This window comes from Serratia sp. CY55921 (assembly GCF_052167655.1).
Lineage (GTDB): Bacteria > Pseudomonadota > Gammaproteobacteria > Enterobacterales > Enterobacteriaceae > Serratia > Serratia ureilytica.
Genome location: NZ_JBJNMU010000005.1, coordinates 174,804 through 194,268 on the forward strand (window position 1 = coordinate 174,804; position 19,465 = coordinate 194,268).

The 19,465-nt window shown below is 58.4% G+C and carries 16 protein-coding genes; 13 read left to right on the top strand and 3 right to left on the bottom strand.

Annotated features, from left to right (window positions below; genetic code table 11):
* The first annotated feature begins 257 nt into the window (after positions 1-257).
* Positions 258-1,544 carry a dicarboxylate/amino acid:cation symporter gene (locus tag ACJ8M3_RS20250; protein ID WP_033645049.1) on the top strand — a complete coding sequence of 429 codons (1,287 nt, stop codon included), beginning with the start codon at positions 258-260 and terminating at the stop codon, positions 1,542-1,544.
* A gap of 260 nt (positions 1,545-1,804) precedes the next feature.
* Positions 1,805-3,310 (top strand): M16 family metallopeptidase, encoded by a 1,506-nt coding sequence (locus ACJ8M3_RS20255; protein ID WP_089197576.1) that lies wholly within the window; start codon positions 1,805-1,807, stop codon positions 3,308-3,310.
* Between the two features lie 25 nt (positions 3,311-3,335).
* On the opposite strand, the gene ppiC is transcribed toward ACJ8M3_RS20255, so the two are convergent.
* Complete coding sequence (ppiC, locus tag ACJ8M3_RS20260) at positions 3,336-3,617, bottom strand: peptidylprolyl isomerase PpiC (RefSeq protein WP_004934175.1); 282 nt, start codon at positions 3,615-3,617, stop codon at positions 3,336-3,338.
* A 109-nt stretch (positions 3,618-3,726) separates the two neighbouring features.
* Between ppiC and rep the strand changes: the two genes are divergently transcribed.
* Positions 3,727-5,751: a DNA helicase Rep gene (gene rep / locus ACJ8M3_RS20265; RefSeq protein ID WP_033645047.1), complete on the top strand. Its 2,025-nt coding sequence runs from the start codon at positions 3,727-3,729 to the stop codon at positions 5,749-5,751.
* Positions 5,752-5,783: 32 nt separating this feature from the next.
* On the opposite strand, the gene ppx is transcribed toward rep, so the two are convergent.
* Both ppx and rhlB read right to left on the bottom strand, forming a co-directional pair.
* Positions 5,784-7,280, bottom strand: a complete 1,497-nt coding sequence (ppx, locus tag ACJ8M3_RS20270) for an exopolyphosphatase (protein WP_033652440.1) — start codon at positions 7,278-7,280, stop codon at positions 5,784-5,786.
* Positions 7,281-7,285: 5 nt separating this feature from the next.
* Positions 7,286-8,572 (bottom strand): ATP-dependent RNA helicase RhlB, encoded by a 1,287-nt coding sequence (gene rhlB / locus ACJ8M3_RS20275; RefSeq protein WP_033645045.1) that lies wholly within the window; start codon positions 8,570-8,572, stop codon positions 7,286-7,288.
* Positions 8,573-8,703: 131 nt separating this feature from the next.
* Between rhlB and trxA the strand changes: the two genes are divergently transcribed.
* The 10 genes from trxA (at position 8,704) to rffA (ending at position 19,464) form a co-directional block, all read left to right on the top strand.
* On the top strand, positions 8,704-9,030 hold the full coding sequence (trxA, locus tag ACJ8M3_RS20280) for a thioredoxin TrxA (RefSeq protein WP_004934187.1): 327 nt from the start codon (positions 8,704-8,706) through the stop codon (positions 9,028-9,030).
* Positions 9,031-9,430: 400 nt separating this feature from the next.
* Entirely contained in the window at positions 9,431-10,690 is a 1,260-nt protein-coding gene (rho, locus tag ACJ8M3_RS20285; RefSeq protein ID WP_004934188.1) for a transcription termination factor Rho, read from the top strand.
* 296 nt (positions 10,691-10,986) lie between these two features.
* Positions 10,987-12,084, top strand: coding sequence for a UDP-N-acetylglucosamine--undecaprenyl-phosphate N-acetylglucosaminephosphotransferase (gene wecA, locus ACJ8M3_RS20290; protein ID WP_025160399.1), 1,098 nt, complete (start codon positions 10,987-10,989; stop codon positions 12,082-12,084).
* A 27-nt stretch (positions 12,085-12,111) separates the two neighbouring features.
* Positions 12,112-13,167, top strand: a complete 1,056-nt coding sequence (wzzE, locus tag ACJ8M3_RS20295; RefSeq protein WP_089197577.1) for an ECA polysaccharide chain length modulation protein — start codon at positions 12,112-12,114, stop codon at positions 13,165-13,167.
* An 87-nt stretch (positions 13,168-13,254) separates the two neighbouring features.
* Complete coding sequence (gene wecB, locus ACJ8M3_RS20300; RefSeq protein ID WP_004934198.1) at positions 13,255-14,385, top strand: non-hydrolyzing UDP-N-acetylglucosamine 2-epimerase; 1,131 nt, start codon at positions 13,255-13,257, stop codon at positions 14,383-14,385.
* Positions 14,382-15,644 carry a UDP-N-acetyl-D-mannosamine dehydrogenase gene (wecC, locus tag ACJ8M3_RS20305; protein ID WP_089197578.1) on the top strand — a complete coding sequence of 421 codons (1,263 nt, stop codon included), beginning with the start codon at positions 14,382-14,384 and terminating at the stop codon, positions 15,642-15,644. The genes wecB and wecC overlap by 4 nt, the downstream gene beginning before the upstream one ends.
* Positions 15,635-16,708: a dTDP-glucose 4,6-dehydratase gene (gene rffG / locus ACJ8M3_RS20310; protein ID WP_197845387.1), complete on the top strand. Its 1,074-nt coding sequence runs from the start codon at positions 15,635-15,637 to the stop codon at positions 16,706-16,708. The genes wecC and rffG overlap by 10 nt, the downstream gene beginning before the upstream one ends.
* A gap of 48 nt (positions 16,709-16,756) precedes the next feature.
* Complete coding sequence (gene rfbA / locus ACJ8M3_RS20315; protein WP_047025962.1) at positions 16,757-17,638, top strand: glucose-1-phosphate thymidylyltransferase RfbA; 882 nt, start codon at positions 16,757-16,759, stop codon at positions 17,636-17,638.
* Positions 17,616-18,347, top strand: coding sequence for a dTDP-4-amino-4,6-dideoxy-D-galactose acyltransferase (gene rffC, locus ACJ8M3_RS20320; protein ID WP_047025961.1), 732 nt, complete (start codon positions 17,616-17,618; stop codon positions 18,345-18,347). Before rfbA ends, rffC begins: the two co-directional genes overlap by 23 nt.
* Positions 18,334-19,464 (top strand): dTDP-4-amino-4,6-dideoxygalactose transaminase, encoded by a 1,131-nt coding sequence (gene rffA / locus ACJ8M3_RS20325; protein ID WP_033631478.1) that lies wholly within the window; start codon positions 18,334-18,336, stop codon positions 19,462-19,464. Before rffC ends, rffA begins: the two co-directional genes overlap by 14 nt.
* The last annotated feature ends 1 nt before the right edge of the window (position 19,465 follow it).

Genomic DNA, 19,465 nt, shown 5'->3' on the forward strand with positions numbered 1-19,465 from the left:
CCGGTACTTTTCCCCGTCCGAAAATCGCTATTCCACTCATACCTCTTTTGCGTTAGTGCAAACAAAGGCTTACGCAATTTTCAGCTTTGCACCCGGACTGACGCGTTTCAGCTCTTAAATTCACATCAACCCTGAGGGGTGGGTGCAACAAATTATTTCCATGTTGTTAAGTGGGTGTTATTTTCCGCGCAAGCAATGAACAGGCTGGATTTTTAGACTGCCGCCTGGTGCGTGTCTTCCCCCCATAGGATGTTCATATGAAAACAACAATTTTTAAGAGCCTCTATTTTCAGGTGCTGACGGCGATCACGCTGGGTATCCTGCTTGGCCACTTCTACCCTGACCTCGGCGCTCAGATGAAACCCTTGGGCGATGGCTTCGTCAAGCTGATCAAGATGATTATCGCCCCGGTGATTTTCTGCACCGTGGTGACCGGCATCGCCGGCATGGAAAGCATGAAGGCGGTGGGGCGCACCGGCGCCATCGCGCTGCTGTATTTTGAAATCGTCAGCACCCTCGCGCTGATTATCGGCCTGGTGATCGTCAACCTGGTGCAACCGGGCGCCGGCATGAACGTCGATCCCGGTACGCTGGACGCCAAAGCGGTGGCGATCTACGCCGAGCAAGCGCAGCAGCAGGGCATCATTCCGTTCCTGCTGGACATCATCCCCGGCAGCGTGATCGGCGCGTTCGCCAGCGGCAACATTCTTCAGGTGCTGCTGTTCGCGGTGCTGTTCGGCTTCGCCCTGCATCGTCTGGGCGACAAAGGGCAGCTGATCTACAACGTGATCGACAGCTTCTCGCGGGTGATTTTCGGCATCATCAACATGATCATGCGCCTGGCGCCGCTGGGGGCCTTCGGCGCCATGGCGTTTACCATCGGTAAATACGGCGTCGGCACGCTGGTGCAACTCGGCCAGCTGATCGTGTGCTTCTATATCACCTGCATCCTGTTCGTGGTGGTGGTGTTGGGCAGCATCGCCCGCGCCAACGGCTTCAGCATCTTCAAATTTGTCAACTACATCAAAGAAGAGCTGCTGATCGTGCTGGGGACCTCGTCGTCTGAATCCGCGCTGCCGCGCATGCTGGATAAAATGGAGAAGTTGGGCTGCAAGAAATCGGTGGTGGGTCTGGTGATCCCGACCGGATACTCCTTCAACCTGGACGGCACCTCTATCTACCTGACCATGGCCGCGGTGTTTATCGCTCAGGCGACCAACACCCACATGGATATCATGCATCAGATTACCCTGCTGGTGGTGTTGCTGCTCTCCTCCAAAGGGGCGGCGGGCGTGACCGGCAGCGGCTTTATCGTGTTGGCCGCCACCATCTCCGCCGTGGGCCACCTGCCGCTGGCCGGCCTGGCGCTGATCCTCGGCATCGACCGCTTTATGTCGGAAGCTCGCGCGCTGACCAACCTGGTGGGCAATGGCGTGGCGACCGTGGTCGTGGCCAAATGGTGTAATCAGCTGGATGAGAAGCAGCTGAAAGACACCCTGAACAACAAAAATACCGGCGCGGACAAAACGCTGCCTTCCGCCTGATTTCGGCGGTAAATCACCGGCCGCATCCGCGGCCGGTGAGCTTCTTCCCCTGCCTCGTAACGATTTTTTGCATTAAAAACCCCGCAATCTATTATTTTTCACTCTAATGAGTGACATCCGCAAAGGCGCGCGGTCTAACACGATGGTACACTTTCTGCTTTCCGCCCCACCGTGAAACTCAGGGCGTATTTTTATGATTCCATTGAATGGAATACACGCATTTGCATAAGAAATTGGATAGTCATTAAGTAGGGGTTCACATGCAGGGCACCAGAATTCATCTTATAGTTGGTGGGCTGCTACTGGCGGCAGCCAGTGGCAGCGTGCAGGCTGAAGCACTACAACCCGATCCTGCCTGGCAGCAGGGGGCGCTGGCCAACGGGTTTTCATGGCAGATTCTCGATACGCCGCAGCGGCCGAGCGACCGCGTGGAACTGCGGCTGATCGTCAATACCGGCTCTTTGGTGGAGTCTTCGCAGCAGACCGGCTTTGCCCACCTGCTGCCGCGGCTGGCGTTGACGCGCAGCGAAAGCTTCACGGCGCCGCAGCTGCGGGCGCTGTGGCAGCAGAGCGTAGATAACGAGCGGCCGCTGCCGCCGGCTATCATCTCGTACGATTTCACCATGTATAACCTCAGCTTGCCGAACAACCGGCCCGATCTGCTGAAAGAAGCGCTGGCCTGGCTGGCGGACACGACCGGCAAACTGGCGATCGACGAGCACACGGTGCACGCGGTGATGAATTCCAGCATCAATCCGGTCGGCACTTTCCCACCCAATACCAAAGACGCCTGGTGGCGTTACCGCCTGAAAGGCTCGACGCTGCTGGCGCACGATCCGGCGCAGCCGGCGAAACGGCCGGTCAACCTTGAGCAGTTGAAGAAATTCTATCAGCAGTGGTACACACCGGACGCCATGACGCTGTTCGTGGTCGGCAAGGTTGACAGCCGCAGCCTGGGCGAGCAGATCAACAAGGCTTTCTCGCCGCTGCAGGGCAAACGTGAAACCCCGGCTCCGATGCCGACCCTGACGCCGCTGCCGCAGCAGCCGGTGAGCCTGATCAGCGAGCAGGTGAAGCAGGATACGCTGTCGATCATGTGGGATTCGCCGTGGCACCCGATTCGCGATTCGCAAAGCCTGCTGCGCTACTGGCGTGGCGATCTCGCCCGCGAGGCGTTGTTCTGGCACCTCCAGCAGACGCTGGAAAAAAGCGGCCAGAAAAACCTGCATTTGGGCTTTGACTGCCGCGTGCAGTACCAGCGCGGGCAGTGCGCCATCCACCTGGATACGCCGAACAACAACCTGAACGGCAGCCTGGGCTTCATTGCCCGCGAACTGGCCAACGTGCGGGACAACGGCCTGTCGAAAGAGGAATTCGATGCGCTGCTGGCGCAGAAAAACGATCAGCTGAGCAAGCTGTTCGCGACCTACGCCCGTACCGACACCGACGTGCTGATGAGCCAGCGTCTGCGGTCGCAGCAGAGCGGGGTGGTGGATATCGCGCCGGAGCTGTACCAGAAGTTGCGCCAGGAGTTCCTGTCCAGCCTGACGCTGGAGACGCTGAATCAGGCGCTGAAGCTGCAGTTGTCTCAGGACGCGACGTTGGTGCTGATGCAGCCGAAGGGCGAGCCGGAAATGAGCATGAAGCAGCTGCAGGATACCTATAACGGCATCATGATGCCGCCGCCGGCGGTGGTGACGGAAGAAGCCAAACCGGCGGACACCGCAGTCGCTTCGCCGGCGACGGACGCCGCTGGCGCGCAGTAATTCGTGGCAGGGGGCTCAGGCCCCCTCAGTTGCGGTACAGCACCTTGATGATATGGTAACCGAACTGGGTTTTGACCGGGCCGTAAGGTTTGAGCAGCGGGATGCTGAACACCGCTTTATCGAACGCAGGCACCATCGCGCCCTTGTTGAATTCGCCCAGCGAGCCGCCGTTGCGTTTTGACGGGCAGCTCGAATATTTGCGCGCCAGCGTGTCGAAGCTGACGCCGCGCTTCAGCTTGGCCAGCAGCTCGTTGGCCAGCTTTTCATTGTCTACCAGAATGTGCAGGGCGCACGCCGTTTTTGCCATGGTATTGCCTTTGTCGATGCGAAAATTGCGCTGATTATACCCGCTAAATCTCATCGGCGCTTTCTGCTACAATTCCCTTCCACGTTTTACAGTCGAGCAAGTCAGCGCCATGCGATTAAACCCCAGCCAACAACAAGCCGTCGAATTCGTTACCGGGCCCTGCCTGGTGTTGGCCGGTGCCGGCTCCGGCAAGACGCGCGTTATCACTAATAAGATAGCCCACCTGATCCACCACTGCGGCTATCAGGCGCGGCACATCGCCGCCGTGACTTTTACCAACAAAGCCGCGCGCGAGATGAAAGAGCGCGTGTCGCAAACCCTGGGACGCAAAGAGGCGCGTGGGCTGATGATTTCCACCTTCCACACCCTGGGGCTGGAGATCATCAAGCGGGAATATGTGGCGCTGGGCATGAAGTCCAACTTCTCGCTGTTCGACGACCAGGATCAGCTGGCATTGCTGAAAGAGCTGACCGAAAAGTGGTTGGAAAGCGATAAGACGCTGGTGGCGCAGCTGATTTCGACCATCTCCAACTGGAAAAACGACCTGATCGATCCCCAGCGGGCGGCAGAGTTGGCGCGCTCGGAGCGCGACAAGCTGTTCGCCCATTGCTACGGTCTTTACCACGCCCATATGCGGGCGTGTAACGTACTGGACTTCGACGATTTGATCCTGTTGCCGACGCTGCTGCTGCAACGCAACGAAGAGGTGCGTGAACGCTGGCAGCAGCGCATCCGCTATCTGCTGGTGGATGAGTATCAGGATACCAACACCAGCCAATACGAGCTGGTGAAGCTGCTGGTGGGCCATCGCGCGCGCTTTACCGTGGTGGGCGACGACGACCAGTCGATTTACTCCTGGCGCGGCGCGCGGCCGCAGAACCTGGTGCTGCTGAAGGAAGATTTCCCGGCGCTGCAGGTGATCAAGCTGGAGCAAAACTACCGTTCCAGCGAGCGCATTTTAAAGGCGGCCAATATCCTGATCGCCAATAACCCGCACGTGTTTGAAAAAAGGCTGTTTTCCGAGCTGGGGTATGGCGAAGAGCTGAAGGTGGTGACCGCCAACAACGAGGATCACGAAGCCGAGCGCGTGGTGGGGGAACTGATCGCCCACCACTTCGTGAAAAAAACCAACTACGGCGACTATGCGATTCTCTACCGTGGCAACCACCAGTCGCGGGTGTTTGAAAAGATGCTGATGCAGAACCGCATCCCGTACAAGATTTCCGGCGGCACGTCGTTCTTCTCTCGCCCCGAGATCAAGGATCTGCTGGCCTACCTGCGCGTGCTGACCAACCCGGACGACGACAGCGCCTTCCTGCGCATCGTCAATACCCCCAAGCGCGAGATCGGTCCGGCGACGCTGCAGAAGCTCGGCGAATGGGCCAACCAGCGCAACAAGAGTTTATTCCACGCCAGTTTCGATCTGGGGCTGAGCCAGCACTTGACCGGGCGCGGGCTGGAATCGCTCCAGCGCTTCACCCACTGGCTGGGCGGCATCGCCCAACAGGCGGAGCGTGAGCCGGTGGCGGCGGTGCGCGATCTGATCCGCGGCGTGGATTATGAAAGCTGGCTGTTTGAAACCTCGACCAGCCCGAAGGCCGCCGAAATGCGGATGAAGAACGTCAATACGCTGTTCGGTTGGATGACGGAGATGCTGGAAGGCAACGATTTGGACGAGCCGATGACGCTGACCCAGGTCGTGACGCGCTTCACCCTGCGCGACATGATGGAGCGCGGTGAAAGCGAAGAGGAGCTGGATCAGGTGCAGCTGATGACGCTGCACGCTTCCAAAGGGTTGGAGTTCCCCTACGTGTTCCTGGTGGGCATGGAAGAGGGGCTGCTGCCGCACCAGAGCAGCATCGACGAAGACAATGTCGATGAAGAGCGGCGTCTGGCCTATGTGGGGATCACCCGCGCGCAAAAAGAGCTGATCTTCACCCTGTGCCGCGAACGCCGTCAGTACGGTGAGTTGGTGCGGCCGGAGCCGAGCCGATTCCTGCTGGAGCTGCCGCAGGACGATTTGGCGTGGGAAACCGAGCGCAAAGTGGTGAGCCCGCAGGAGCGGATGCAGAAGGGGCAGAGCCATCTGGCCAATATCCGCGCCCAGCTGGCCAAGGCCAAAGGCGGGAATTAAAAAGAAAGGGCGCTCATCGCGCCCTTGCTATTTCAACGTTGTTCTTCCAATCGCAGCGTCCAGTGGACGTAGCTCTGCCAGTGGCTTTCCTGCTCCAGCGCCTCGGCGCGCAGCGGATGCTGCTCCAGCCAACCCGGCGGCAAGATCACCGTCAGTTCATCGTCCTGATTGGCGCGTAAACGCACCGCCGGCAGCGTGTCGTCGCGGCGGCGGCTGGCGAAGATGATCGCCAGGCGCAAAATGCGGCACAGACGCTGCGCGGTGCGCGGCGGCAGGGCATTTTGCTGGTTCAACAGCGACAGGTCGAGGGTGTTACTCTGGTTTTGCAGCAGGGTGGCCAGCAGTTTTTTCTGCGCGGGGGTAAAGCCGGGTAAGTCCAGGTGGCGGATCAGGTAGGCGGCGTGTTGCGGCGCCTGCTTGAAATCGACGCTGAGGCCGAGTTCGTGGATCAGGCTGGCGCTGTGCAACAGCTCGCGACATCGCGCATCCAACTGCCACTCGTTGGCGACCTGCTGCGAGAAGTTGGCGGCGAGCTGGCTGACGCGCTCGGCCTGCTCGGTGTCGATCAGGTAGCGACGCTGCAGGTTGCGGATGGTGCGGATGCGAATATCCTGCTCCACCGGCAGATGCAGCATGCCGTAAACCAGGCCTTCACGCAGCGCCCCGCCGGCCAGCATCATGCTTTCGATGCCCAGCTCCTGGAAGATGGCCAGCAGAATGGACAGGCCGCTCGGGAAGACCAGCGCGCGTTCCAGCGTCAACCCTTCGATCTCCAGCTCTTCCAGCTTGCCGCACTGAATGGCCCGCTGTTTCAATTGGCGCAGCTTGGGCAGGGTGATGCGTTCATCCATGCCTTGCGCCACCATGATTTCCTGCAGCGCTTGTACGGTGCCGGAAGCGCCGACGCAGATTTGCCAACCGTGCTGGCGCAGCTGCGGCGCGATCGGCCGCACCATTTCGCGCGCGGCCTGTTCGGCGCGCTCGAAGTTTTCTTTCCCGAGGTTGCGATCGCTGAAGTAGCGCTCCAGCCAGGTGACGCAGCCCATCGACAGGCTGTACAGCTGCGATGCCTGTGCGCCGGTGCCGGTGACCAGTTCGGTGCTGCCGCCGCCGATATCGACGACCAGCCGCCGATCCGGCCCGCCGGTGGTGTGCGCGACGCCATGATAAATCAGCCGCGCTTCTTCTTCGCCGCTGATGACCTGCACCGGGCAGCCGAGGATTTGCTCGGCGGCTTGCAGGAACTCATCGGCGTTGGACGCCAGGCGCAACGTGGCGGTGGCGACGACGCGGATCTGCTCGCGCGGGATGTCCTGCAGGCGTTCGGAGAACAGCCGCAGGCACTGCCAGCCGCGTTGCATGGCCTCATGCGACAGGTGATTGTGCTGATCCAGCCCGGCCGCCAGGCGCACCTTGCGCTTTATCCGCGCCAGAGTCTGAATGCTGCCGGCCACCTCGCGCACCACCAACATATGGAAGCTGTTGGAGCCGAGATCGATGGCAGCATAAAGCGTGCTGGAGCTGAGCATGGCGATCAGCTCGAGCGTTTACGGTTGCTGCGCGGCGCGCCGCCGCGACGTGGCGCGGAGTTGCGACGTGGGCCGTTGCCGCCGCGCGGACGCGACAGGCGCTTCGGTGCCGGCAGATCGGTCAGCAGCGCATCGCTGTTGTACTTGCTCACCGGAATGCTGTGATCGATATAGGTCTCGATCGCCGGCAGGTTGAGCGCGTACTCTTCACAAGCCAGGCTGATGGAGTGGCCGCTGGCGCCTGCTCGGCCGGTACGACCGATGCGGTGCACGTAGTCTTCGCAGTCGTCAGGCAGATCGTAGTTGAAGACGTGCGTGACGGCGGGAATGTGCAGACCGCGCGCGGCGACGTCGGTGGCGACCAGGATATCCAGATTGCCCTTGGTGAAGTCGTCGAGGATGCGCAGGCGTTTTTTCTGCGCCACGTCGCCGGTCAGCAGGCCGACGCGGTGACCGTCGGCGGCCAGGTGGCCCCAGATGTCTTCGCAGCGGTGCTTGGTGTTGGCGAAGATGATGGCGCGATCCGGCCACTCTTCTTCGATCAGCGTCTGCAGCAGACGCATTTTTTCTTCGTTGGACGGGTAGAACAGCTCTTCTTTAATGCGGTGGCCGGTTTTCTGTTCCGGTTCCACTTCAACATATTCGGCGTTGTTCATCTGCTCGAAGGCCAGTTCGCGTACGCGATAGGACAGCGTGGCGGAGAACAGCATGTTCAGGCGTTGATCGGCCGCAGGCATGCGGCGGAACAGCCAGCGGATGTCTTTGATAAAGCCGAGATCGTACATGCGATCGGCTTCATCCAGCACGACAACCTGCATCGCGCCGAGATCGACATAGTTCTGCTTGGTGTAATCGATTAAACGGCCGGTGGTGCCAATCAGAATGTCCACGCCGCTTTCCAGCACTTTCAGCTGTTTGTCGTAGCCGTCGCCGCCGTAGGCCAGGCCCAGCTTCAGGCCGGTGCTCTGGGAGAGGGCTTCCGCATCGGAGTGGATTTGCACCGCCAGTTCACGCGTAGGCGCCATGATCAAGGCGCGCGGCTGATTGGTCTGGCGATCCTGTTTCGCCGGGTGGGTCAGCAAATAGTGAAAAGTAGACGCCAAAAACGCCAGCGTCTTTCCGGTACCGGTTTGCGCCTGACCTGCAACGTCACGCCCGGAGAGCGTGAGCGGCAATGCTAACGCCTGGATGGGCGTGCAATTGTGAAACCCTTTTTTCTCAAGGGCTTCAAGGACTAACGGGTGCAGGGCGAAGTCGGAAAACTTCTGTTCGGTCAAGTGTGTTTTGCTCATAGTGTGGTAGAATATCAGCTAACTATTGCTTTACGAAAGCACATCCGTTGAAATAAACGCGGTGCAATAAAATCACCTTGAGTTGGTTAATGCTACACCAACAAGGTAGACATAATCCTGTGGAGTAGAACATGAGCGATAAAATTATTCACCTGACTGACAGCAGCTTCGAAGCTGACGTGCTGAAAGCGGAAGGGCCGATCCTGGTCGATTTCTGGGCTGAATGGTGTGGGCCGTGCAAGATGATTGCTCCGATTCTGGATGAGATTGCCGAAGAGTTCGAAGGCAAACTGACCATCACCAAGCTGAATATCGATCAGAACCCGGCTACCGCGCCTAAGTACGGTATCCGTGGCATCCCTACGCTGTTGCTGTTCAAGAACGGTGAAGTGGCCGCGACCAAGGTTGGCGCGTTGTCCAAAGGTCAGCTCAAAGATTTCCTGAACGCGAATCTGTAATCGGGCGGGAAGCCCAGTATCAGGCGCCTGGCGGTGATGTTCAATTCACCGCTAGACGCCTGCCAAGAAGCGTGTTAAGTTTAACCACACTGCATATAGAACTTGCCCGAAGTTTTAAATCTAAAGAGTTTGAATCTAAAGCTATACTCTGTGTCGAACCACCGGCGTTGAAAGTAAACTGAACTCAACCCGTGTTTTGGCAATCAAACGGTTTTGCAAAAATCATTTTTAAGGTACCTTCGATCTTCAACCGTCAATGCGTGCGCCCGATGTAAGCCATTTCTTACCGCGACGGCTCTGCGCCCGGTGATCGAACGTCCAGTAAACAGGCACGCATCTCGCTGCCATACCATTCACGATACAAGTTCGAGACATACCCCGAGTTTAAGAACCCACCACTATGAATCTTACCGAATTAAAGAATACGCCGGTTTCTGAGCTGATTACTCTCGGCGAAAATATGGGGCTGGAAAACCTTGCCCGCATGCGCAAGCAGGACATCATCTTCTCCATTCTGAAGCAACATGCGAAAAGCGGAGAAGATATCTTCGGCGACGGCGTGCTCGAGATATTGCAGGATGGATTCGGTTTCCTCCGCTCTGGAGACAGTTCCTACCTCGCCGGTCCCGACGACATCTACGTATCCCCTAGCCAAATCCGCCGCTTCAACCTCCGCACAGGTGACACCATTTCCGGTAAGATTCGTCCGCCAAAAGAAGGCGAACGCTATTTTGCCCTGCTGAAAGTCAACGAAGTCAACTACGACAAGCCGGAAAACGCCCGCAGCAAGATCCTGTTCGAGAACTTGACGCCGCTGCACGCCAATTCCCGTCTGCGGATGGAGCGCGGCAACGGCTCGACCGAAGACTTGACGGCGCGCGTACTGGATCTGGCGGCGCCAATTGGCCGCGGCCAGCGTGGCCTGATCGTGGCACCGCCGAAAGCCGGTAAAACCATGCTGCTGCAGAACATCGCGCAGAGCATCGCCTACAATCACCCAGACTGCGTGCTGATGGTGCTGCTGATCGACGAACGTCCGGAAGAAGTGACCGAGATGCAGCGCCTGGTGAAAGGCGAAGTGATCGCATCGACCTTCGACGAGCCGGCTTCGCGTCACGTGCAAGTGGCCGAAATGGTGATCGAGAAGGCCAAGCGCCTGGTTGAGCACAAGAAAGACGTGATCATTCTGCTTGACTCCATCACCCGTCTGGCGCGCGCCTACAACACTGTGGTGCCGGCCTCGGGCAAGGTGTTGACCGGTGGTGTGGACGCCAACGCCCTGCATCGTCCGAAGCGCTTCTTCGGTGCGGCGCGTAACGTGGAAGAGGGCGGCAGCCTGACCATCATCGCGACCGCGCTGGTTGATACCGGTTCGAAGATGGACGAAGTGATCTACGAAGAATTTAAAGGTACCGGCAACATGGAATTGCATCTGGCGCGTAAAATCGCCGAGAAACGCGTATTCCCGGCTATCGATTACAACCGCTCCGGTACCCGTAAAGAAGAGCTGCTCACCACCTCTGAAGAGCTGCAAAAAATGTGGATCCTGCGCAAAATCATTCATCCGATGGGTGAAATCGACGCGATGGAGTTCCTCATTAATAAGTTGGCGATGACTAAAACCAACGATGAATTCTTCGATATGATGAAACGCTCATAATTCGTTAAAAAATTCGCTGAACGCCACGCCTAGTCGTGGCGTTTTTCGCTTTTGGCGGATACGATAAGTAGCAGTAATGGAAAAGTAAGTTGTTTCCTCGACTTATTGAGAATTCATCTTGTTTGTCGGTCGGTTTAGCGCCGGTCGGCTTTGCTGCTGTCATTTTGTCAGTCGATGCGAAGAAAATAGGCATGAATCACCGTTGTCATAGGAAATGACCGAAAGGTAGCGGGGGCCGATGGCACAAGCCTTAGCCCGTGGTAAGCTGCCTTATCTTCTACAGAGATCTGTTAACTGTGAACTTACTCACTATGAGTACTGAAATTCTATTTGTTTTCCTGTTTTCTTTGGCTTTTCTCTTTGTTGCCCGCAAGGCGGCAAAACGTATTGGTCTGGTAGATAAACCCAATTATCGCAAACGCCATCAGGGGCTGATTCCTCTGGTCGGCGGTATTTCCGTTTATGCCGGGTTGTGCTTCGCGTTTTGGATCTCTGAACAACCCATCGCACACGCCAAGCTTTATCTCACCTGCGCCGGTATTCTGGTGTTTGTGGGGGCGCTCGACGATCGTTTCGATATCAGCGTTAAAATTCGCGCCCTGGTGCAGGCGCTGGTCGGCATCGCCATGATGGTGTTCGCCGGTCTGTATCTGCGCAGCTTCGGCCATGTGCTGGGTGATTGGGAGATGCTGCTGGGGCCGTTCGGCTATCTGGTGACGCTGTTCGCGGTATGGGCGGCGATCAACGCTTTCAATATGGTCGACGGCATCGATGGTCTGCTGGGCGGTTTGTCGTGCGTCTCCTTCGGGGCGCTGGGCCTGCTGCTGTACCTGAGCGGCCATCATGAGCTGGCGTTCTGGTGCTTTGCGATGATCGCCACTATCGTTCCCTATATTTTGCTCAATCTCGGCATCCTCGGCCGCCGTTATAAGGTGTTTATGGGGGATGCCGGCAGCACCCTGATCGGCTTTACCGCCATTTGGCTGCTGCTGCAAAGTTCACAGGGAAAGGCGCACTCGATCAACCCGGTGACCGCGCTGTGGATCATCGCTATTCCGCTGATGGACATGATAGCAATCATGTATCGTCGTTTACGCAAGGGGATGAGCCCTTTCTCTCCCGATCGTCAACATATTCACCACCTGATCATGCGCGCCGGCTTTACGCCGCGGCAGGCTTTCGTGCTGATCACCCTGGCGGCCGCGTTGCTGGCTGCGGTGGGCGTGATCGGCGAACGCCTGACTTTTATCCCTGAGTGGGTTATGTTGGCATTATTCTTGCTTGCCTTCTTCCTGTACGGTTACTGCATCAAGCGCGCCTGGCGGGTTGCGCGGTACATTAAGCGTATCAAGCGCCGGCTGCGGCGTTCGGGCGATAACAAGCAAGTACCTTAACCAGAGACCAGAGGCTTTTTGGCTGTGATGAATCCAGAAACAACGTCTGACAAGCATACCCCGGCGGTGGATAACGAACTCGATATCCGCGGCCTGTGCTGCACCCTGTGGCGCGGCAAACCGTGGATTATCGGCATTGCGGTGCTGTTCGCGGCGGTCGCGCTGATCGTTTCTTACCTGGTTAAGCAAGAGTGGAGCGCCACCGCGATCACCGACAGGCCGACGGTGAATGTGCTGGGCGGTTATTACTCCCAGCAGCAGTTCCTGCGCAATCTGGATGTGCGCACGCTGCCGGCGGCGGCGGCCGGCGATCAGCCGAGCATCGCGGATGAAGCGTACAATGAATTCATCATGCAGCTGGCGGCTTACGACACGCGTCGCGATTTCTGGCTGCAGAGCGATTACTACAAACAGCGTCAGGAAGGGGATGCCCGTGCCGATGCGGCATTGCTCGACGAGCTGATCAATAACATCCTGTTTACGCCGCGCGACGACAAAAAAGTCCCGAACGACGGCGTGAAGCTGACGGCGGAAACCGCCGCGGACGCCAACCGCCTGCTGCGCCAATACGTGGCCTTCGCCAGCCACCGCGCAGCCCTGCACCTGAACGAAGAGATCCAGGGCGCGTGGGCCGCTCGCACCACCTCGATGAAGGCACAGGTCAAGCGTCAGGAAGCGGTCGCGGAGTCGGTTTACAAGCGCGAGCTGAACACCACGCAACAGGCGTTGAAAATTGCCGAGAGCCAGGGGATCAGCCGTACGCAAACCGACACTCCGGCCGAACAGTTGCCGGATTCGGATCTGTTCTTGCTGGGCCGGCCAATGCTGCAGGCGCGTCTGGAAGGCCTGCAGGCCTCCGGCCCGACCTACGATCTGGATTACGATCAGAACCGCGCAATGCTGGCGACGCTGAACGTTGGCCCGACGTTGGATGAGAAGTTCCAGACCTATCGCTATTTGCGCACGCCGGAAGAGCCGGTAAAACGCGACAGCCCACGCCGGGTCTTCTGGCTGATTTTGTGGGGCGCGATGGGCGCGTTGGTTGGCGCCGGTGTGGCCTTGGCGCGTCGGCCGCGTAGTTAAAAAAATAATATAATAATCTGATGCAGGGCGCGTGAGCGCCCCATTCGCAGGCGGGGCCTGCGATTAACCGACCAAAAGAGATTCGCTGTGAAAGTGTTGACTGTTTTCGGCACCAGACCTGAAGCCATTAAAATGGCGCCGCTGGTACATGCACTGGCCCAGGATGAGGCCTTTGAAGCAAGAGTCTGCGTAACGGCACAGCATCGTGAGATGTTGGATCAGGTATTGCGGTTGTTCGAGATCACGCCGGATTACGACCTGAACATCATGAAACCCGGCCAGGGGCTAACGGAAATCACCTGTCGCATCCTGGAAGGGCTGAAAGGGGTGTTGGAAGACTTCAAACCGGACGTGGTGCTGGTGCACGGCGATACCACCACCACGCTGGCGACCAGTCTGGCGGCGTTCTATCAACGCATCCCCGTTGGGCATGTCGAAGCCGGGCTGCGTACCGGCAATCTGTATTCTCCCTGGCCGGAAGAGGCCAACCGCAAACTGACCGGCCATCTGGCGATGTACCACTTCGCGCCGACCGAGAACTCACGCCAAAATCTGCTGCGCGAGCTGCTGCCGGACAACCGCATTTTCGTGACCGGCAATACGGTGATCGACGCGTTGTTCTGGGTGCGCGATCGCGTGATGAGCGATGCTGCGCTGCGCGCCAGCCTGGCGCAGCGTTACCCGTTCCTCGATGCCGACAAAAAACTGATTCTGGTCACCGGCCATCGCCGGGAAAGCTTTGGCGGCGGTTTTGAGCGGATTTGCAGCGCGCTGGCGGAGATCGCCCGCAGCCACCCGGAAGTGCAGGTGGTGTACCCGGTGCATCTCAATCCGAATGTCAGCGAGCCGGTGAATCGCATTTTGAAAGGCATCGACAACGTCATGCTGATCGAGCCGCAGGATTATTTGCCGTTTGTCTATCTGATGACCCACGCTTACATGATCCTCACCGACTCCGGCGGCATTCAGGAAGAGGCGCCCTCGTTAGGCAAGCCGGTGCTGGTGATGCGCGACACCACCGAGCGCCCGGAGGCGGTAGATGCGGGCACGGTGCGCCTGGTCGGCACCGATGTGGCCAAAATTGTTGAAGCGGTGACCCGGCTGTTGACGGACGAAAGCGAATATCACGCGATGAGCCGGGCGCACAACCCATACGGCGACGGGCATGCCTGTCAGCGTATCCTCGAAGCTTTAAAGAATCATCAGGTGACACTATGAGTTTTGACACTATTTCGGTTATCGGCCTGGGTTATATCGGCTTGCCAACGGCGGCGGCGTTTGCTTCCCGCAAGAAAAAAGTGGTGGGCGTAGATGTTAACCAACATGCGGTAGATACCATTAATCGCGGTGCTATCCACATCGTCGAACCGGATCTGGATAAAGTGGTCAAGGATGCCGTCGACGGCGGTTTCCTGCAGGCGGTGACCAAACCGCTGGCGGCCGATGCGTTCCTGATCGCGGTGCCTACGCCGTTCAAGGGCGACCATGAGCCGGATCTGGCCTATGTCGAGGCGGCGGCGAAATCGCTGGCGCCGGTGCTGAAAAAAGGCGATCTGGTGATCCTTGAGTCCACCTCGCCGGTGGGCGCCACTGAACAGATGGCGGAATGGTTGGCGCAGGCGCGCAGCGATCTCAGCTTCCCGCAACAAGCGGGCGAAGCGGCGGACGTGAATATCGCCTATTGCCCGGAGCGCGTGTTGCCGGGGCAGGTGATGGTGGAGCTGATTCAAAACGATCGCGTGATCGGCGGCATGACGCCGAAGTGCTCCGCGCGCGCCAGCGAGCTGTACAAGATTTTCCTCGAGGGGGAATGCGTGGTCACCAACTCACGCACTGCCGAGATGTGCAAGCTGACGGAAAACAGCTTCCGCGATGTGAACATCGCCTTTGCTAACGAACTGTCGCTGATTTGCGCCGAACAGGGGATCAACGTCTGGGAACTGATTCGCCTGGCGAATCGTCACCCGCGGGTGAACATTCTGCAGCCTGGCCCAGGCGTCGGCGGCCACTGCATCGCCGTCGATCCGTGGTTTATCGTGGCGCAGAACCCGCAGCAGGCGCGCTTGATCCATACCGCACGTCTGGTGAACGACGGCAAACCGTTGTGGGTGGTCGACCGGGTGAAAGCGGCGGTGGCCGATTGCCTGGCCGCCACCGACAAGCGGGCGTCAGAGGTGAAAATCGCCTGCTTCGGTCTGGCCTTCAAGCCGAATATCGACGATCTGCGCGAAAGCCCGGCGGTGGAAGTGGCCCACCTGATCGCCGAATGGCACGTCGGTGAAACGCTGGCGGTGGAACCGAACGTCGAACAGTTGCCGACTTCGCTGGCGGGCCATGTGACGTTGACGCCAATCGCGGAGGCGTTGCAACAGGCCGATGTGATCGTGATGTTGGTCGATCACCAGCAGTTCAAGGCCATCCGGCCGGAAGATGTAAAACAAACATGGGTTGTTGATACCAAAGGAGTATGGCGTTGAAACGTATTTTAGTTACCGGTGGTGCCGGTTTCATTGGCTCCGCAGTTGTGCGGCACATCATCGAGGCCACCGGCGATAGCGTGGTGGTGGTGGATAAGCTGACCTATGCCGGTAACCTCGAGTCGCTGGCGGTGGTGGCTGAGAGCGATCGTTATGCCTTTGAGCAGGTCGACATCTGCGATCGTACCGAACTGGATCGGGTATTCGCCCAGTATCAACCGGACGTGGTGATGCACCTGGCGGCGGAAAGCCACGTCGATCGCTCTATCGACGGCCCGGCGGCCTTTATCGAGACCAACGTGGTTGGCACTTACACGATGCTGGAAGCGGCGCGCCATTACTGGCAGCCGTTGGCGGCGGAGAAGAAGCAGGCTTTCCGTTTCCATCATATCTCCACCGACGAAGTGTACGGCGACCTGCACGGCACCGACGATCTGTTCACCGAAACCACGCCCTATGCGCCGAGCAGTCCGTATTCCGCCTCCAAGGCCTCGAGCGATCATCTGGTGCGTGCCTGGTTGCGCACCTACGGTTTGCCGACCCTTGTGACTAACTGTTCGAACAACTACGGCCCTTATCACTTCCCGGAGAAGCTGATCCCGCTGGTTATCCTGAATGCCGTCGCCGGTAAACCGCTGCCGGTATACGGCAACGGCGCGCAGGTGCGCGACTGGCTGTATGTCGAGGATCACGCGCGTGCGCTCTATCAGGTGGTGACCGAAGGCGTGGTGGGCGAAACTTACAATATCGGTGGCCATAACGAGCGCAAGAATATCGAAGTGGTGCAGACCATCTGTGACCTGCTGGAAGAACTGGCGCCAAACAAACCGCAGGGCGTGGCGCACTACCGCGATCTGATCACTTACGTTAAGGATCGCCCGGGCCACGACATGCGTTACGCCATCGACGCCGGCAAAATCGATCGCGAGCTGGGCTGGCGCCCGCAGGAAACGTTCGAAAGCGGCATTCGCAAGACGGTAGCCTGGTACCTGGCTAACGAAACCTGGTGGCGCCGGGTGCAAGACGGGTCTTATGCCGGCGAGCGTTTGGGGTTGTCAGATTAATTTAACGCCGCGCCGCCCTGAAGTGGCGCGGCGGGTTTTGGAGTAAGTATGAAAGGTATTATTCTGGCCGGCGGTTCCGGCACGCGTTTGCATCCGATCACGCGCGGCGTCTCGAAACAGCTGTTGCCGATTTACGACAAACCGATGATCTATTACCCGATGTCGGTGCTGATGCTGGCGGGGATCCGCGATATTTTGATCATCTCGACCCCGGAAGATCTGCCGTCTTTCGAGCGTTTGTTGGGTAACGGCGAACAGTTCGGCGTCAATCTCAGCTACGCTGCGCAGCCTAAGCCTGAAGGCTTGGCTCAGGCGTTCCTGATCGGCGAGGAGTTTATCAACGGCGATTCTTGCTGCCTGGTGTTGGGAGATAACATCTTCTTCGGCCAGTCTTTCAGTCCAAAATTAAAAACCGTCGCGGCTCGTACCGAGGGCGCCACCGTGTTCGGTTATCAGGTCATGGATCCTGAACGCTTTGGCGTGGTGGAGTTTGACGATAACTTCCGTGCGCTGTCGATCGAAGAAAAACCGAAGAAACCGAAATCCGATTGGGCGGTGACCGGCCTGTATTTCTACGATAGCCAGGTGGTGGAGTTTGCCAAGCAGGTGAAGCCTTCCGAGCGCGGCGAGCTGGAAATTACCAGCATCAACCAGATGTATCTGGAGCGCGGTGATCTGACCGTCGAGCTGCTGGGGCGCGGTTTTGCCTGGTTGGACACCGGGACTCACGACAGCCTGCTGGAAGCCAGCAGCTTCGTGCAGACGGTCGAGAAACGTCAGGGCTTTAAAATCGCCTGTCTGGAAGAGATCGCCTGGCGCAACGGTTGGCTGGATGACAAGGGGCTGAAACGCGCCGCCACCTCGTTGTCCAAAACGGGCTACGGCAAGTATTTGCTGGATCTGCTGCATGCACGTCCACGCCACTATTGAGCCTTTGTCATGGGAAAGTGAGTTTTTCGCGCTAGACAGCGCGAAACTCAGTTTCTCCTCCTCAGCCCCGGTTCTGGCTGAGGCCGACGTGGCGGCTTATGCCCTGGTGCAGGCCAAAGTCTCCGCACAGCAATTGGCCTTGGCGGATGGCTTGGCCGATTTAGGCTTCCGCCTGGTTGAGGGCGAGGTCGATCTGGTTTTGGCGCTTGATAACAGACCGATGCTTGAATTTGGTGACCGCGTAAAGGCGATACGCTTCGCGACCGAGGCCGATATCCCCGCATTGCGTAGCGCGGCGGCTCAGGCATTCGCCGCCAGCCGCTTTCGTGCGCCCTGGTATCAACCTGATGACAGCGGCCGGTTTTATGCTTTGTGGATCGAAAAGGCCGTTTTGGGCACCTTCGATCATCAGTGCCTGTTGGCGCTGGACGAACAGGGGCACCCAGAAGGATTCGTCAGCCTGCGCAATTTGGGCGAACGGGAAACGCGCATCGGCCTGTTGGCAGCTTTCCCCGGCGCATCCGGCCGGGGGATTGGTTCCAGGCTGATGGCTGCGGCGATCGCCGAATCCCGGCGTCAGGGGATGCAGCGCCTGCGGGTCGCGACCCAAATAGGCAATATCGCCGCATTACGACTCTATCAACGACAGGGTGCCGTGATTGAAAGCACCGCGTACTGGTTATACAGAGGTAGACATGATTCCATTTAACGCACCACCGGTTGTTGGCACTGAACTGGAATATATGCAGGCTGCCATGGGCAGCGGCAAGTTGTGCGGCGACGGCGGTTTTACCCGTCGCTGCCAGCAGTGGATGGAACAGCATTTCGGCAGCGCGAAAGTGCTGTTGACGCCTTCCTGCACCGCGTCGTTGGAAATGGCCGCCATCCTGCTGGATATTCAGCCGGGCGACGAAGTGATCATGCCGAGCTTTACCTTCGTTTCAACCGCCAACGCCTTTGTGCTGCGCGGCGCCAAAGTGGTGTTCGTTGATCTGCGTCCGGACACCATGAACATCGACGAAACCAAAATCGAAGCGGCGATTACCGATAAAACTCGCGCGATCGTGCCGGTACACTACGCTGGCGTCGCCTGCGAGATGGATACCATCATGGCGCTGGCGAAGAAATATAACCTGTTCGTGGTGGAAGACGCCGCGCAGGGCGTGATGTCGACCTATAAAGGCAAGGCATTGGGCACCATCGGCCATATCGGCTGCTTCAGCTTCCATGAAACCAAAAACTATACCGCCGGCGGCGAAGGCGGTGCGACGCTGGTGAACGATCCGGCCCTGATCGATCGGGCGGAAGTCATCCGCGAGAAAGGCACCAACCGCAGCCAGTTCTTCCGTGGCCAGGTCGACAAATATACTTGGCGCGACATCGGCTCCAGCTACTTGATGTCTGACCTGCAGGCCGCCTACCTGTGGGGTCAGCTGGAAGTGGCGGAGCGCATCAACCAGCGCCGCCTGTCGCTGTGGCAGAAGTACTACGACAGTTTCCTGCCGTTGGTTCGGTCAGGCCGTATCGAGTTGCCGAGCATTCCGGCGGACTGCGTGCATAACGCGCACATGTTCTATATCAAGTTGCGCGATATCGAAGAGCGCACGGCCTTTATCGACTACCTGAAGGAAGCCGAAATCATGGCCGTGTTCCACTATATCCCGCTGCATGACTGCCCGGCCGGCGAACAGTTTGGCCGCTTTGCCGGCGAAGACCGTTACACCACGCAGGAAAGTGCGCGTCTGGTGCGCTTGCCGCTGTTCTACAATATGTCCGATGTCAATCAGCGTACGGTAATCAATACCATTCTGAGCTTCTTCGCCTGAT

Coding starts and splice junctions, on each gene's coding strand:
- rfbA (WP_047025962.1), top strand. CDS start 16,757: ATGAAAGGTATTATTCTGGCCGGCGGTTCCGGCACGCGTTTGCATCCG.
- rffA (WP_033631478.1), top strand. CDS start 18,334: ATGATTCCATTTAACGCACCACCGGTTGTTGGCACTGAACTGGAATAT.
- trxA (WP_004934187.1), top strand. CDS start 8,704: ATGAGCGATAAAATTATTCACCTGACTGACAGCAGCTTCGAAGCTGAC.
- rhlB (WP_033645045.1), bottom strand. CDS start 8,572: ATGAGCAAAACACACTTGACCGAACAGAAGTTTTCCGACTTCGCCCTG.
- ppiC (WP_004934175.1), bottom strand. CDS start 3,617: ATGGCAAAAACGGCGTGCGCCCTGCACATTCTGGTAGACAATGAAAAG.
- wzzE (WP_089197577.1), top strand. CDS start 12,112: ATGAATCCAGAAACAACGTCTGACAAGCATACCCCGGCGGTGGATAAC.
- rffG (WP_197845387.1), top strand. CDS start 15,635: ATGGCGTTGAAACGTATTTTAGTTACCGGTGGTGCCGGTTTCATTGGC.
- rho (WP_004934188.1), top strand. CDS start 9,431: ATGAATCTTACCGAATTAAAGAATACGCCGGTTTCTGAGCTGATTACT.
- wecC (WP_089197578.1), top strand. CDS start 14,382: ATGAGTTTTGACACTATTTCGGTTATCGGCCTGGGTTATATCGGCTTG.
- rffC (WP_047025961.1), top strand. CDS start 17,616: ATGCACGTCCACGCCACTATTGAGCCTTTGTCATGGGAAAGTGAGTTT.
- ppx (WP_033652440.1), bottom strand. CDS start 7,280: ATGCTCAGCTCCAGCACGCTTTATGCTGCCATCGATCTCGGCTCCAAC.
- rep (WP_033645047.1), top strand. CDS start 3,727: ATGCGATTAAACCCCAGCCAACAACAAGCCGTCGAATTCGTTACCGGG.
- ACJ8M3_RS20255 (WP_089197576.1), top strand. CDS start 1,805: ATGCAGGGCACCAGAATTCATCTTATAGTTGGTGGGCTGCTACTGGCG.
- ACJ8M3_RS20250 (WP_033645049.1), top strand. CDS start 258: ATGAAAACAACAATTTTTAAGAGCCTCTATTTTCAGGTGCTGACGGCG.